The sequence below is a fragment of the Nitrosomonas communis genome (genome assembly GCF_001007935.1).
GTDB lineage: Bacteria > Pseudomonadota > Gammaproteobacteria > Burkholderiales > Nitrosomonadaceae > Nitrosomonas > Nitrosomonas communis.
This window is the reverse complement of sequence record NZ_CP011451.1, coordinates 1533088-1545839: the sequence shown is the minus strand read 5'-3', so window position 1 is coordinate 1545839 and position 12752 is coordinate 1533088. Positions and strand designations below refer to the sequence as shown.

Below are 12752 nucleotides of genomic sequence, written 5' to 3'. Positions count from 1 at the left end.
AGGTAAGTCATCCTATGCGCTCCCAACGGCCCCTGGACGAGCGATAGCGTGGAGTTCGTCCCGCTTAAGACTAACTCGACTGACTTGAGCTTTTACTCGCGCCAACCAGGGTCACCGATTGTGTATCTAGTGATCATTCCGGTGAACAAACCTTAGGAGCCCGCTGCACTTTCCAAGAGTTGAAGTGTATTTTCAATAGTATCGATACGCCGAATGCTTGGGCCAAAGGCATCACCGAGTACGAACACATCGCCGTTCTTAATCCCTATGTATGCATTGGTGGTTGAATAATAGCGGTAGATGAAACCATCAAACTGCTGATTATCTACGTTTGCAGGAGAGAAATATTGCGGAAACAATTGCTCGGCAAAAATAAAGATCTTTTGCTCTTTGTTAGGCGTTACGGTTGCCATCTCGAGTTCCAATTCTCCATACTGCGGAAGGCTGTCGTAAGGATTCGGAAGATTATCATCGGTTACATACAGATTACCCACATAGTTTGTGTCGGCCCGGCTGAACGCCTGCATCATCTGATACCATGTTGCGCTATATACAATATGAATAAATCGATCCTTCGGGTAATTTCGTTGCCATTGTTCTGGCTTAAAGTTTACGTAATTCCTCATGCTGCCCTGAAATACCACTAAATTATCAGCAACTGGTTTGCTTAAGTAAATTTCATCGGGTACCACTCCAGGGTCTCCTGTTACTAAATAATGGCTACTTTTATTTTTGATGTAGTTATATATTTGCTCGTAATACAGAATATTTTCATCCGTTCCGTCTGCTGCCATCTGATCAATAAAGAAACCATCAATCACATAGAAAGCTATGTAGTTATCAATTTCGATAGCGATATCGATCAGTGGGCGATCTCCATAATCGGTATGTACGTAAGCAATTACCTTTCCCCCAGAGCCACGAATTAAATCGATAGCCGTAACATAGCCAGGATCAGCGCTCGTCCCAAACCCATTGTCTGGGTTAATAATTACGGTAGTAGGTACTATCTGAGCTGCTGCAGCCAAGCCATTCCAGTAAGCCGGAGCCGGGGGACTTGATGGATCGAAATAGGCTGGAACAAAAAGATTAGTGGCGTAAATGTTCGCGCTGAATACCACTGACAAATAAGCTGTGGAAAGGGAAATCAAGCCTTTTATGCTCATGTCAAATATCTCCTAATGGAATTCATATGCATTATTCTCTTATCTCTTCCGATGCATAGATATCGTACTTTAGTACTAGGAAATTACTATTGATAGAAACTGGATAGTTACCTGGCATAATTAGAACTGCTAGGGTCTGTTGACGTTTTAAGATAAGTATTTCATAGATAGAAACAAACTCGTAATATTGGGGTTCCCATACCACCAACAAAACGAGTTTGCGATGCCCCGAATGATGCTCAATGATGAGTACTGGTCGAAGCTGGAGAAGATTCTGCTTCAAGAATCGATTTATAACAAGCGCAATCTGCGCATGACAGTAGAAGGCATACTGTATCGAATGCGGGTTGGCTGTCCATGGCGCGATCTGCCCCGGGTGTTCGGCTGCTGGAATTCTATCTATAAAAGATTCAATGCATGGTCATTGAGCAGGAAATGGCTCAATATTTTCAAAGCATTGGCTGTTGATCCCGATTGGGAATGGAGATTTATGGATGGCAGTTATGTTAAAGCGCATCAACATAGTGCGGGAGCAGCGAGTCAAGAATCGCAGGCTATCGGAAAAAGCCGTGCAGGCAATACCACCAAGATCCATTTAGCGGTTGATGGTTATGGCTTGCCAGTTGAGTTTGAAATCACCGGTGGAGAAGTCAATGACTGTTCTGCCGCACCTGATTTGATTGCCAGGTTGCCTGACGCAAAAACAATCGTTGCGGACAAGGGCTATGACAGCGAATGGTTACGGGAACAGATAACGAAGAAGGGAGCTCAGGCTGTGATACCGGGAAAGCGCAACTCGTTGAAGGGTAATGCAGATATGGATTGGGGTTTATATAAATACCGGCATTTGGTGGAGAATGCTTTTGCCAAGCTAAAACAGTATCGGGCAATAGCAACGCGATACGACAAACTGAAGCGAAATTACGAGAGTATGGTAGCCATAGCGTGTGGATATCTGTGGCTACCTATGTGAAATGTCAACACACCCTAGGGGGCGAGTAGTTACCTTCATTCTTCAATTTTTCATATTGTTCACAAACTTACGCTGGAACTTTGTGCGCCGTTTCACGTTCCCAGTTGCGGTGTTGGGCGATTGCTGCGACAAAAGGTTCGGCCGTTTCCTTTGCTGTGCCACCGAAAATCACGGCTTTATCCGTTTCATCCTTCCCGGCATACGTCTGGCTTTTGATAAATTCGACGCCTTCACCGACGCCGGCGATCGCTTTGCAGTGCTTAAAGGCTTCGTTGACGAAATGAATTGCATCCATTTCTTCTGCTAAAGCGTCAACGCTCGTCTTGCCGCCCGGAATGTAAACCGCGTCAAAAAGAACCGAGCTAGTCGTCAGCCATGTTGCGTCAACTTCGACTTCCGCACCGCTGGCGGTTTTGATCGAGCCGTGCCGGGATGCAATGATCTTGACCATTGCACCTTCTTCGGTTAATGATTTTTTCATCGCGTCGAGCGCGTCGTCATCCACACCATCTGCTGCCAGAAAAGCAACGCGGCGCGTCTTTATGGTGTTTTTGACGGTATTCTCCATACTCAGCGCTTCGGATCTATCGAGATAATTTCTTTTGTCAGTCGGCTGAACCGTTTTTGGATCGGTGTTCGCTCCGAATGAATGGTTGATGGGCTGTTCGGGGTTCTGCGTCGCCAGACCGAGATTGGCGGCAACCTTATTTGCTAAATCCATATCGATCTGCGTCAAAATGTTGACCATTCTCTGCCGAATCGCGATCATTTCGACCTTTCCTAATTCGAACGAAAAAGCGTCAACCATATGTTTTTTTTCGGCTTCCGACTGGCTGTGATAAAACAACGCGGGCTGTGTGAAATGATCCCGAAAGCTTTCGCTGCGGACGCGCACTTTTCGAGCATCAATACGTTCTTCGTAAGAATGAAAACCTCCATCCGTCATCATTGCCTGAAACGGGCAGCCGCCGCCCAGAGAATTTGGATCATACGACACACGCCCTTTGTTGATCATCTGGCGCATCTGCGCGTCACGCTGATTGTTGTGAATCGGCACGATCGGACGATTGATCGGAATTTCATGAAAATTTGGTCCGCCCAAACGCGACAGTTGCGTGTCCAAATAAGAAAATAGGCGCCCTTGCAGCAACGGGTCGTTTGTAAAATCAATGCCCGGGACGATATGGCCAGGATGGAACGCGATTTGTTCGGTTTCCGCGAAAAAATTATCGGGATTACGATTCAGAGTCATTTTGCCGATCCGCTGCACGGGAACTAACTCTTCGGGAATGATTTTTGTCGGGTCGAGCAGATCAAATTCGAATTTATGTTCGTCTTCTTCGGCGATGATCTGCACGCCGAATTCATATTCAGGGTAAGCGCCTGCTTCGATTGCATCCCAGAGATCACGGCGGTGAAAATCGGGGTCTTTACCCGAAATACGCGTCGCTTCGTCCCAGAGAACTGAATGCAGACCGAGAAGCGGTTTCCAGTGAAATTTGACGAAATGGGATTCGCCTTCTTCATTGATAAAACGAAATGTATGGACGCCGAAGCCTTCCATCATTCTGAAACTGCGCGGAATCGCGCGATCCGACATCGCCCAAAAGATAGCGTGCATCGATTCGGGCATCAGGCTGATAAAATCCCAGAAAGTATCGTGCGCAGCGGCGGCTTGCGGAATTTCGTTGTGTGGTTCGGGTTTCACGGAATGCACAAGATCGGGAAATTTCATTGCATCCTGAATAAAAAACACTGGCGCGTTATTACCGACTAAATCATAATTTCCCTCTTCGGTATAAAATTTAACGGCGAAGCCGCGAATATCACGCGCCAGATCGGTCGAGCCGCGCGAGCCAACGACAGTTGAAAAACGCACAAAAACTGGTGTTTTCACGCTTGGGTCTTGCAAAAATTTTGCCTTCGTATATTTCGCCATTGATTCGTAAACCTGAAAATACCCATGTGCCCCTGCGCCGCGCGCGTGAACGATGCGCTCGGGAATGCGTTCGTGGTCAAAATGCGTGATCTTTTCGCGGAGAATAAAATCTTCAAGAAGCGTTGCACCGCGCTCGCCCGCCTTTAATGAATTTTGGTTGTCGTTGATGCGAACGCCCTGATTAGTCGTTAAAAATTGTTCGGTACCATCTTCGCGGTTTTGTTCCAGATCCCGTAGTTTAAAATCGCCGTTGCCTTGACCGTTCTTATCTGCTGTCATTGTTTTTCCTCTTAATAATTGTTTTTTAATTTCAATAAAATTAGTTGGAACATTTTGGCAGATTTATTTTCCGCCTTTTTGGAAGAATATAAGCCCAAGCGCTTTGTCTGATTTTTGGTAGACATATTTTCGCGTTCTAAATTCAATGATTTTTTTTCTTACCAGAGGAATATATTTTCCTCATAGCAATAGCTAAAGCTTAGGGGTTGACGGAGCAAAAGTAACCAATTGATATATAAAGATAATACTGCTAGAAAATGGTATAATTCTAATTTGCATTAAAAAATGAAGAAATGAAATAATATAGCCATGAATTACGAGAAAAAATCATGGCAATAAAATCAAGTAGAACAGATCAATTGGTATCGGCACAAAAATTGTTAGAAACAGCTAAAACAGCGGCTGAATTGAGGGCAGCCCAAGCAGTATTGTTCCCATTGGAATTGGGTATGACGAGAGAGCAAATGGCGAAGAACATTGGTCTTTCCGTCAGATGGACGTGTAGCCAGCGCACGCGTTACGATAGAATCACTCGTGGCGAAGAGAAGGTGCCCCGAACGAAACGAGAGCATCAGAACCGTGCTATTGCCACGCTTGAGCAGGAAGCGCAAATTCTGGATGAGGTTTTGGTGGGATCGGCGCAAGGCCGCGCGGTAGTTGCTACTCCGCTTAAAGAGAAAATCGAGGAGCGGCTAGGTAAGCGCGTAGTCCTATCAACAATTTATCGGATGGCTGGTACGCTATAGTTTGTGTAAACTCGCACCAGATACTACTCATCCTCAGCGAAATGCTGCGTTGCGTGAAGATTGGAGAAAAAATTAAAGAGCGATTAGATGAAATGATCGCTACGTGGGGTAATCACCAACCGCTACGCTTGATGTTTCAGGATGAAGCTCGCTTTGGACGTGTTTCCGATACACATCGGTGTGAGTGCCCTCCATCCCCTATGTGTCAGGATACCTTTCGCCGCAGTTGAAACCTAAAAACTTGAAAGGCGAAGCGAGAGGACATGAAGCAAAAGAGTTATTCAAAAGAATTTAAGGAATCAGTCATCAAGAAGATGATGCCACCCAATGCAGTATCTGTTCCCCAATTATGTAAGGAAACAGGCATCTGATGCTACGCTGTTGTACAAGTGGAGAAAAGTATACAGGAACAGAGGAATCGCACTGCCGGGAGATAACAGTCAAGCAGAGGATAAACTGGCTGTTGTCATAGAAACAGCTGGTTGGAATAGTGTACAACTGAGTGAGTATTGCCGTAGTAAAGGCTTGTACCCAGAACAGATTGATTAATGGAAAACGGCAGCGCTGTCAGGGTATCAACGCCATACTCAGATCGAGAAAGAAAAGAATCGCTACCGTCAGGAAGACCAAAAGCAGATCAAGCATCTGGAATCTGAACTCAAACGCAAGGAAAAGGCACAGGCAGAAACAGCCGCGCTACTAGTGCTGTCAAAAAAGTGCGAAGCCATCTGGGGGTGAGCGAGAAAGATTGATTTGCGCGCAAGATCGTCAGATGACCATACAATTAATAACAGAAGCAGTGAATCAAGGAGTGTACGGTAACGATTGGCGTGTGAACTTATCGGCATCAGCAGCCGCACACTACAATATTGGCATAGCATTGGCTTGAAAGATCGTCGGCAAACAGTCAAGAAGATCCCTGCTAATAAACTCAGTGAGTAGAGAAGAAAGCATATCCTCGACGTTTGTAACAGTAAAGAATTCTGCAGCCAAACACTCAAGCAGATTGTCCCTGCCTTAGCAGACAAAGCTATTTATCTGGCGTCAGAAAGCAGTTTCTACCGCATTTTACGTGATGCCGGCCAATTATACCGCCGAGGCCGTACGGCCAATCCAGACACGACAAAGAAACCGCCAACTTATGTGGCAGATGGACCCAATTAGGTGTAGTCATGGGACATTACTTATCTGGTCAGTACACTTAAAGGCATATTCTTTTTCTGTATCTGTTTATGGATATCTATAGTCGTAACTGATGTTACGCATGCCGCGGAAAAAAAGCTTATCATTTTAGTCATGAAAAAAGAAAAACTTGAGCTATATACTGATTATCTGATCAGCAACAACGGTTATGCAACAGCGACAGGCTTATCGGCAATGCTGGCTGGCGAAATCAGTCATGACCAGGTGATGCGTTTTTTATCGGAGGAAGAATTACACCTCGAAAGATTTATGGCGGCAGGTTAAATCGACCGTGCGACAAGTTGAGCGCGAGGCCGGCTGTCTGATTTTTGATGACACGATTCAAGAGAAAGAATGGACGGATGAGAACGAGACCATGTGCTGGCATTATGATCATAGCAAAGGACGAGCGGTAAAAGGTTTAACGTGCTCAATGCCTGGTATCACAATGGCGAAGTATCAGTGCCGGTCGCCTTTAGAGTGATGCACAAACCGATCCAGTTCTGTGAGGTAACGACACGGCAAGTCAAGCGTGCCAGCGTGGCGACTCAAAAATGAACTGATGCGGGAGAGGATGAATACCTGTGTGCTGAATGCGATAAAGTTCCGTTATGTCCTGATGGATAGCTGGTTTGCGTCGCAGGAAAACTTTGAATTTATTTTGAAGCAAAAGAAGCACTTTATTGCTGCGTTAAAAGACCATCGTCTGGTAGCGCTCAGCGAGGAAAACAAGAAACAAGGGCGCTTTGTACGGATCAGTGAACTGGACTTAGCGGATAAGCAAGCGGTGCGCGGCTGGCTGAAGGGCTTCGAACAGGAAGTGCTGTTAATATGGCGAGTCTTTACAAACAAAGACGGCAGCACCAGCCAGGCGTTAATTCATATCCATAAGGAGCTATCATGAAAACCCTGATCATTTTCAACCGCGAACCCTATGACAATACCGATGTTACCTGGAACGGCCTGCGTCTGGCGGACAAACTGCTTGATGCAGGAAGTGAGGTCAGAATCTTCCTGGTGAACGATGCGGTAGATCTGGCGCGCGAGGTATGTCGCCCGCCGGAAGGCTACGACCAGGATCTCTCGCAAATGTTTAAAGCGCTGATTACGCGGGGTGTACCCGTCAAAGCCTGTGGAACTTGTATGGCACGCTGCGGTATCTACAAGAATCATCCATATTTCGAAGGCGCCGAAAAGTCCACTATGTCAGCATTGGCTGAATGGGTCATCGATAGCGACAAGGTAATCACATTCTAAGAACGCCTACAGGAGCTATTCTGCTTTGACCCCGGCCGACTATGACGCTTGGTATGGTGACCTACGAGGGAGCTGGATCGGTCATACCGAGTACCGCTTGATGTTGAGGGAACTGGCCTTTCCTGCGGAAGACCGATTACTCGATGCCGGCTGCGGTACGGGCTGGTTTACCCGCCGACTAGCAACTCTTCCGAACCTGCATGTTATCGGCATTGATCTCGATGTTGAGTCTCTTCGTTCGTACGTAGCCACGACCCTCATTCAACCTACCTTCCGACCGATGCGCTGGCATTGCCGTTTGCCGACCCAGTTTCGATTATGTACTTTCGATTGCCGCTCTGTGTTCCACCTCCGATTGGCACAAGGTAGTATCCGAAATTGTGCGGGTGACACGCAAGCAATTTGCCATTGGTTTGCTAAATCGGCACAGCCTGTTATGGCTCTACAAGGGGCGCTATGTTAGCAGCTGAGCCTATCTCGGAGCGCTTTAGTTATCGCCCGCCGAGTTTCGGGACGGTTTCAAGGGGCTTGCCCGTGGCCCGTGAGAAATGTTCACTCGTGCAGCGCGATTTATTTGCCATCGGCGACATGTTCCGCCCGCCTCGTGGAAAGCCTGCTTCCTGGCGCGTACCGTGGGGAAGATTCATGGTTCTGAGTGGAGGCAAGGCATTAGTCGGAAGTGTTGCTTATCCTTCTGTGTCTAACTAGCCTGGATGTCAGCAGGGCCGCAACTCCGATCAGAACGAGTTTCATGATGAGCGTCCCCATTATCTGGTTTCGTAACCATATTTCAATTATTATGACCCAACGCTGCCACAAATCAAGATGCGAGCATGACCGATACCACCAAGACTGACCGCAGCCCTTGGGCTGTCTTTCTGATCTTTCTTCAACTGGGCCTGACCTCCTTTGGTGGCCCGATTGCCCACTTGGGCTACTTCCGTGATGAGTTTGTGACGCGACGGCAGTGGCTGACTGAGCGCAGCTATGCGGATTTGGTCGCTCTCTGTCAATTCCTGCCGGGGCCTGCCAGCAGTCAGGTCGGAATCGCGCTCGGGCTGTCTCGATCCGGCTATGCCGGTGCGCTGGCCGCGTGGGCGGGCTTCACGCTGCCGTCAGCGATTGTCTTGGTTCTGTTTGCACTGGGCATGGCCAGCTACGGGAATGCGATACCGTCTGGCATGCTGCACGGCCTGAAAGTGGTGGCCGTGGCGGTGGTCGCGCAAGCTGTATGGGGGATGGCTCGCAATCTCTGTCCAGACGTACCGCGCATCACCATCATGGCGGCGGCGACATGCTTTGTTCTTCTGGTACCGTCCGCTTGGGGGCAAGTGGGGGTCATCGCTATTGCAGCGGTCATTAGTCTTTTGCTGTTTAGCCCTCAGCAGGGGGCAGCGCACGACCCTCTGCCGATTGCCATCCGGCGTCGCGTTGGCTTGCTCTGGCTGATGCTGTTCTTTGCCTTGCTGTTGGGGTTGCCGTTGTTGGCTGCCTTGTTCCCGAATCAGGCGCTGTCGATGGTGGATGCCTTCTACCGTGCCGGGTCACTGGTGTTTGGGGGTGGACATGTTGTGCTGCCGCTGCTGCAAGCCGAGGTCGTGCCTTCGGGCTGGGTCAGCAATGACGCGTTCCTGGCGGGCTACGGTGCCGCGCAGGCTGTTCCTGGCCCTCTGTTCACCTTTGCGGCATTTCTTGGTGCTTCGATGAATGAGGCACCCTCCGGCTGGTTGGGTGGGTTAATCTGCCTGCTGGCGATCTTCGCGCCATCCTTCCTGTTGGTCGTGGGGACCTTGCCGTTCTGGGAGCACCTGCGCCGCAGCATCCACACGCAAGCGGCATTGTCTGGCATCAATGCGGCTGTGGTTGGCCTGCTGCTGGCTGCACTCTATCAACCGGTGTGGACGAGCGCGATTTACGCGCCACAAGACTTTGGCTTGGCCCTGGTGGCGCTGGTTGCCCTGATGTTTTGGAAGCTGCCGCCCTGGCTGGTCGTCGTCGGCACTGGTGTTGCGGGCTGGTTGTTGAGCACAGTTGTATGAGGTTCGGAAAATGACCGACGAAGACTTTTACAGCGGGCTGATCCGTTTGCATATCCTGCCCCACGCAGCTGAAGAACCCATATTCAGTCTGGGCATCATCAAGGAGTTGCGATACCACGGTTACAAGATCAGTACGGGCACTTTGTATCCGATGCTGCATGGCTTGGAAAAGAAGGGCTACTTCACTACACGTCATGAGCGTCCCCGTTGTCGTGATCGAAGGGTGGATGAGATCACAAAGCAGGGCCGCGTTGCATTGACTGATGCCAAAGTTAAGGTCAAAGAGCTGTTCAGGGAGTTGATTGAGGGCGTGGATGTTCTGAAGGAGATCGTTGATGGAATTGCTTAAAGTCGCCGGCCTGTTCGCGATTACGGCTGTGGCCGAGGTCGTTGGTTGTTATCTTCCGTGGCTGGTCTTGAAGCAGGGGCGTACCATATGGCTGCTCTTTCCGGCGGCTCTATCGCTGGCACTGTTTGCTTGGCTGCTCACGCTACACCCGACTGCAGCCGGGCGTACCTATGCTGCCTATGGAGGCATGTACATCGCCGTAGCGCTCCTATGGCTACACTTCGTCGATGGTATCGCGCTGACTCGTTGGGATTTGGCGGGCGCAGCAATCGCCCTGGTCGGTATGGCAATCATTGCGTTGCAGCCAGCGACAAGCGCGTGATGCCCTACGGTTTTCGGTTTCTGTCGCCACATTATTTGGTATTGGTGGTATATCGGGAATTGAACTGAAGTCCGCAATCACTCTACTATATTTATAATCAGCGATAAGATATGAGATTGGGAATCTCGTGATCATGACCTTCCGTTTCTTGCCGACTGTGTTGAGGTATTGCCCTATTTAGTTGACATGTTATTCAGCCCATATTTCTACGTCTTTGAGAATGTAAGGCTTCTCCTAGTGCTCGCGCCCATAAACCCGCGTTCGAGTTCAGGGCCCCGCTTCAGATTGGCGGTCCCCAAGAATATCTTCTATATAAATCATCCTTATCAGGACCATGCTGGCTGCTGTCATAGGGGTGGCTAGAATAATGCCAAGGCCGCCGGCCAAAACGCCGAGCAATATTTGCATGCTAATGATAAGGGCTGGCGGTAAATCAACCATGTCTTGCTGTAGCAATGGCGTAAGTACATAGCTCTCAAGTACTTGTACTCCCATATATAGTGCGATTACGTATATAAGGTTGTCGGAGCCATGCATCAACGCCAGCAGGGCAGCAGGGATCAAGGCGAGAATGGGGCCGATATTAGGAATAAATGTAAGAAGCGCGGCAATAATGCCTAATAGCAGCGCAAGTTCGATTCCGATTAACGAGAGTCCAATTGCCGTCAATATACCCACCACAAACATTGCGATAATCTTTGCAAGAAGCCAGGACTGAAGCGCCGATCCCACTTCATGCAATATTTCTCTTGTACGCGAACGCCTGTTTTGTGGAACGAGCCGGATGATACCGTTGAGATAGATACGAGGATTTATCGCCAAAAAAATACCGATCACAAGGAAAACCAGGAAATTTGCCAATGCGCCGAATGTTGAAGAAAACATTCCAGTAATAGTACTGGGGATATTAGAGCCGTCTGAGGCCATTCTTGCAATCTGGTCTTTCTTCTCAAGAAGCTTTCTCATCCATTCATATTTTAGAACCTGTTGCCGGGCCTGATCTACTGCCTGGGGTATGTATTCCGTTAACCGATCAATTTGATCGGAAACTTCGGGTGCGATCGACCAAATACCGATCGCAGTAACGAATGAAAGCGCCAATAATACAAATGCTAGCGACCATTTCTCCGGAAGGTGCGTCTTTTGGTGGATCCATTTGCTCAGGGAATTAAGAAAAACTGCCAGCAGGACGCCCGCGAATATAAGAAGAAAAACTTCTCCAGCTTTCCACAGCAAAACCATGAGGATCGAAACCAATGCAAACGCTCCGGCGTACATGAGTGCTTTCTCGCCCGGCATTTCTACTTTCTTTTTACTTGAGCCGTTTTTGCTTATTGAGGTTAATTCTGATCGATCCGTTTCCATTTGATTACATTTTCTGTCAGACCCGGCATTAAGGCCAACCGGTATGGATTTCCGCTGAATTAAGCAACTAAAATTTTCTTAGTTTGCGGCTATTTTTTACATGTATTTACGAGATAACTGATCCTCGTCATGCTACTTTGCAACTCACGTCGAAGCCAAATCGTGCCCGTGATAATTTATACTGAACAATAAGGGATGCTGATATAAAAAAGTTCAAGACTATGATTCTAACAGAATATTTCTGAGTTGATTCTAGGGTCTGTTGACGTTTTAAGATAAGTGTTTCATAGATAGAACAAACTCGTAATATTGGGGTTCCTACCCCACCAACAAAACGAGTTTGCGATGCTGCGATTGATACTTACTGATAAGTTCTGGTCGAAGTTGGAGAAGTTTCTGTTTCCAGAGACGATTGATAACAAGCGCAATTTGCGCATGACGGTAGAAGGAATACTGTATCAATGCGGATTGGCTGTCCGTGACGCGATCTACCCCAGGCGTTCAGCTGCTGAAATTCCATCTATAAAAGATTCAATGCATGGTCATTGAGCAGGAAATGGCTCAATGTTTTCAAAGCATTGGCTGTTGATCCCGATTGGGAATGGAGATTTATGGATGGCAGTTATGTTAAAGCGCATCAACATAGTGCGGGAGCAGCGAGTCAAGAATCGCGGGCTATCGGAAAAAGCCGTGCAGGCAATACCACCAAGATCCATTTAGCGGTTGATGGTTATGGTTTGCCAGTTGAGTTTAAAATTACCGGTGGAGAAGTCAATGACTGTTCTGCCGCACCTGATTTGATTGCCAGGTTGCCTGACGCCAAAGCGATGGTGGCGGACAAGGGCTATGACAGCGAATGGATATGGGAACAGATAACGAAGAAGGAAGCTCAGGCTGTGATACCGAGAAAGCGCAACTCGTTGAAGGGTAATGTAGATAGGGATTGGGGTTTATACAGATACCGGTAGTTGGTAGAGAATGCTTTTGCCCGGCTAAAGCAGTATCGGGCAATAGCAACACGATATGACAAACTGAAGCGAAATTATAAAAGTATGGTAGCCAGGCGTGTGGGTATCTGTGGCTACCTATATGAAATGTCAACAGATCCTGGAATTCAAATAGGATTCAGCCTGGA

General features: G+C 48.1%; 16 protein-coding genes, 1 other RNA gene and 2 pseudogenes. 15 read left to right on the top strand and 4 right to left on the bottom strand.

The window, feature by feature from the left end; all coding sequences use genetic code 11:
• Nucleotides 1-152: 152 nt before the first annotated feature.
• Nucleotides 153-1166, bottom strand: coding sequence for a spherulation-specific family 4 protein (locus AAW31_RS07045; protein ID WP_052752128.1), 1014 nt, complete (start codon nucleotides 1164-1166; stop codon nucleotides 153-155).
• 223 nt (nucleotides 1167-1389) lie between these two features.
• Between AAW31_RS07045 and AAW31_RS07040 the strand changes: the two genes are divergently transcribed.
• The gene (locus tag AAW31_RS07040) at nucleotides 1390-2139 is read left to right on the top strand and encodes an IS5 family transposase (protein WP_082110359.1); all 750 of its coding nucleotides are present in this window, start codon (nucleotides 1390-1392) and stop codon (nucleotides 2137-2139) included.
• 67 nt (nucleotides 2140-2206) lie between these two features.
• Here the strand turns inward: AAW31_RS07040 and katE are convergent, their stop codons facing one another.
• Nucleotides 2207-4357: a catalase HPII gene (gene katE, locus AAW31_RS07035; RefSeq protein ID WP_046849697.1), complete on the bottom strand. Its 2151-nt coding sequence runs from the start codon at nucleotides 4355-4357 to the stop codon at nucleotides 2207-2209.
• A gap of 329 nt (nucleotides 4358-4686) precedes the next feature.
• Here katE and AAW31_RS07030 point away from each other — a divergent pair, with 329 nt between their 5' ends.
• The 13 genes and pseudogenes from AAW31_RS07030 to AAW31_RS06990 all read left to right on the top strand — a co-directional run bounded on the left by AAW31_RS07030 (nucleotide 4687) and on the right by AAW31_RS06990 (nucleotide 10252).
• Nucleotides 4687-5103: a winged helix-turn-helix domain-containing protein gene (locus tag AAW31_RS07030; protein WP_200899743.1), complete on the top strand. Its 417-nt coding sequence runs from the start codon at nucleotides 4687-4689 to the stop codon at nucleotides 5101-5103.
• A 53-nt stretch (nucleotides 5104-5156) separates the two neighbouring features.
• Nucleotides 5157-5333 carry a hypothetical protein gene (locus AAW31_RS21230; RefSeq protein WP_162488640.1) on the top strand — a complete coding sequence of 59 codons (177 nt, stop codon included), beginning with the start codon at nucleotides 5157-5159 and terminating at the stop codon, nucleotides 5331-5333.
• A 97-nt stretch (nucleotides 5334-5430) separates the two neighbouring features.
• Nucleotides 5431-5652, top strand: coding sequence for a hypothetical protein (locus tag AAW31_RS19695; protein WP_082110358.1), 222 nt, complete (start codon nucleotides 5431-5433; stop codon nucleotides 5650-5652).
• Nucleotides 5653-6399: 747 nt separating this feature from the next.
• Complete coding sequence (locus AAW31_RS21865) at nucleotides 6400-6570, top strand: hypothetical protein (protein ID WP_200899742.1); 171 nt, start codon at nucleotides 6400-6402, stop codon at nucleotides 6568-6570.
• 141 nt (nucleotides 6571-6711) lie between these two features.
• Nucleotides 6712-6843, top strand: coding sequence for a hypothetical protein (locus AAW31_RS23085; protein WP_258920420.1), 132 nt, complete (start codon nucleotides 6712-6714; stop codon nucleotides 6841-6843).
• On the top strand, nucleotides 6818-7189 hold the full coding sequence (locus AAW31_RS21860) for a transposase (RefSeq protein WP_200899740.1): 372 nt from the start codon (nucleotides 6818-6820) through the stop codon (nucleotides 7187-7189). The genes AAW31_RS23085 and AAW31_RS21860 overlap by 26 nt, the downstream gene beginning before the upstream one ends.
• Nucleotides 7186-7542 carry a DsrE/DsrF/TusD sulfur relay family protein gene (locus AAW31_RS07010; protein WP_046849696.1) on the top strand — a complete coding sequence of 119 codons (357 nt, stop codon included), beginning with the start codon at nucleotides 7186-7188 and terminating at the stop codon, nucleotides 7540-7542. The genes AAW31_RS21860 and AAW31_RS07010 overlap by 4 nt, the downstream gene beginning before the upstream one ends.
• 100 nt (nucleotides 7543-7642) lie before the next feature.
• Nucleotides 7643-7777, top strand: a pseudogene (locus AAW31_RS23525) (SAM-dependent methyltransferase); the annotation flags it as partial.
• Nucleotides 7778-7832: 55 nt separating this feature from the next.
• Nucleotides 7833-8012, top strand: a complete 180-nt coding sequence (locus tag AAW31_RS23520; protein ID WP_407667749.1) for a methyltransferase domain-containing protein — start codon at nucleotides 7833-7835, stop codon at nucleotides 8010-8012.
• A complete protein-coding gene (locus tag AAW31_RS21850) occupies nucleotides 7999-8250 on the top strand; it encodes a hypothetical protein (protein WP_200899736.1) in 252 nt (83 codons plus the stop codon). Before AAW31_RS23520 ends, AAW31_RS21850 begins: the two co-directional genes overlap by 14 nt.
• 125 nt (nucleotides 8251-8375) lie before the next feature.
• A complete protein-coding gene (gene chrA / locus AAW31_RS07000; protein ID WP_046849695.1) occupies nucleotides 8376-9581 on the top strand; it encodes a chromate efflux transporter in 1206 nt (401 codons plus the stop codon).
• 10 nt (nucleotides 9582-9591) lie between these two features.
• Nucleotides 9592-9930 (top strand): PadR family transcriptional regulator, encoded by a 339-nt coding sequence (locus AAW31_RS06995; protein ID WP_046849694.1) that lies wholly within the window; start codon nucleotides 9592-9594, stop codon nucleotides 9928-9930.
• On the top strand, nucleotides 9917-10252 hold the full coding sequence (locus AAW31_RS06990) for a YnfA family protein (protein ID WP_046849693.1): 336 nt from the start codon (nucleotides 9917-9919) through the stop codon (nucleotides 10250-10252). The genes AAW31_RS06995 and AAW31_RS06990 overlap by 14 nt, the downstream gene beginning before the upstream one ends.
• Nucleotides 10253-10519: 267 nt before the next feature.
• On the opposite strand, the gene AAW31_RS06985 is transcribed toward AAW31_RS06990, so the two are convergent.
• Nucleotides 10520-11551: an AI-2E family transporter gene (locus AAW31_RS06985; protein ID WP_046849692.1), complete on the bottom strand. Its 1032-nt coding sequence runs from the start codon at nucleotides 11549-11551 to the stop codon at nucleotides 10520-10522.
• Nucleotides 11539-11777: a transfer-messenger RNA gene (gene ssrA / locus AAW31_RS23875) on the bottom strand. The genes AAW31_RS06985 and ssrA overlap by 13 nt, the downstream gene beginning before the upstream one ends.
• A 185-nt stretch (nucleotides 11778-11962) precedes the next feature.
• Between ssrA and AAW31_RS06980 the strand changes: the two are divergent.
• A pseudogene (locus AAW31_RS06980) lies at nucleotides 11963-12710 on the top strand (IS5 family transposase).
• Nucleotides 12711-12752: the final 42 nt, after the last annotated feature.

Bases quoted from the DNA above. Each gene is read 5' to 3' on its own strand.
- AAW31_RS07045 (WP_052752128.1), bottom strand. From the start codon at position 1,166: ATGAGCATAAAAGGCTTGATTTCCCTTTCCACAGCTTATTTGTCAGTG.
- AAW31_RS07040 (WP_082110359.1), top strand. From the start codon at position 1,390: ATGCCCCGAATGATGCTCAATGATGAGTACTGGTCGAAGCTGGAGAAG.
- katE (WP_046849697.1), bottom strand. From the start codon at position 4,357: ATGACAGCAGATAAGAACGGTCAAGGCAACGGCGATTTTAAACTACGG.
- AAW31_RS07030 (WP_200899743.1), top strand. From the start codon at position 4,687: ATGGCAATAAAATCAAGTAGAACAGATCAATTGGTATCGGCACAAAAA.
- AAW31_RS19695 (WP_082110358.1), top strand. From the start codon at position 5,431: ATGCAGTATCTGTTCCCCAATTATGTAAGGAAACAGGCATCTGATGCT.
- AAW31_RS21865 (WP_200899742.1), top strand. From the start codon at position 6,400: ATGAAAAAAGAAAAACTTGAGCTATATACTGATTATCTGATCAGCAAC.
- AAW31_RS07010 (WP_046849696.1), top strand. From the start codon at position 7,186: ATGAAAACCCTGATCATTTTCAACCGCGAACCCTATGACAATACCGAT.
- AAW31_RS21850 (WP_200899736.1), top strand. From the start codon at position 7,999: ATGTTAGCAGCTGAGCCTATCTCGGAGCGCTTTAGTTATCGCCCGCCG.
- chrA (WP_046849695.1), top strand. From the start codon at position 8,376: ATGACCGATACCACCAAGACTGACCGCAGCCCTTGGGCTGTCTTTCTG.
- AAW31_RS06995 (WP_046849694.1), top strand. From the start codon at position 9,592: ATGACCGACGAAGACTTTTACAGCGGGCTGATCCGTTTGCATATCCTG.
- AAW31_RS06990 (WP_046849693.1), top strand. From the start codon at position 9,917: ATGGAATTGCTTAAAGTCGCCGGCCTGTTCGCGATTACGGCTGTGGCC.
- AAW31_RS06985 (WP_046849692.1), bottom strand. From the start codon at position 11,551: ATGCCGGGCGAGAAAGCACTCATGTACGCCGGAGCGTTTGCATTGGTT.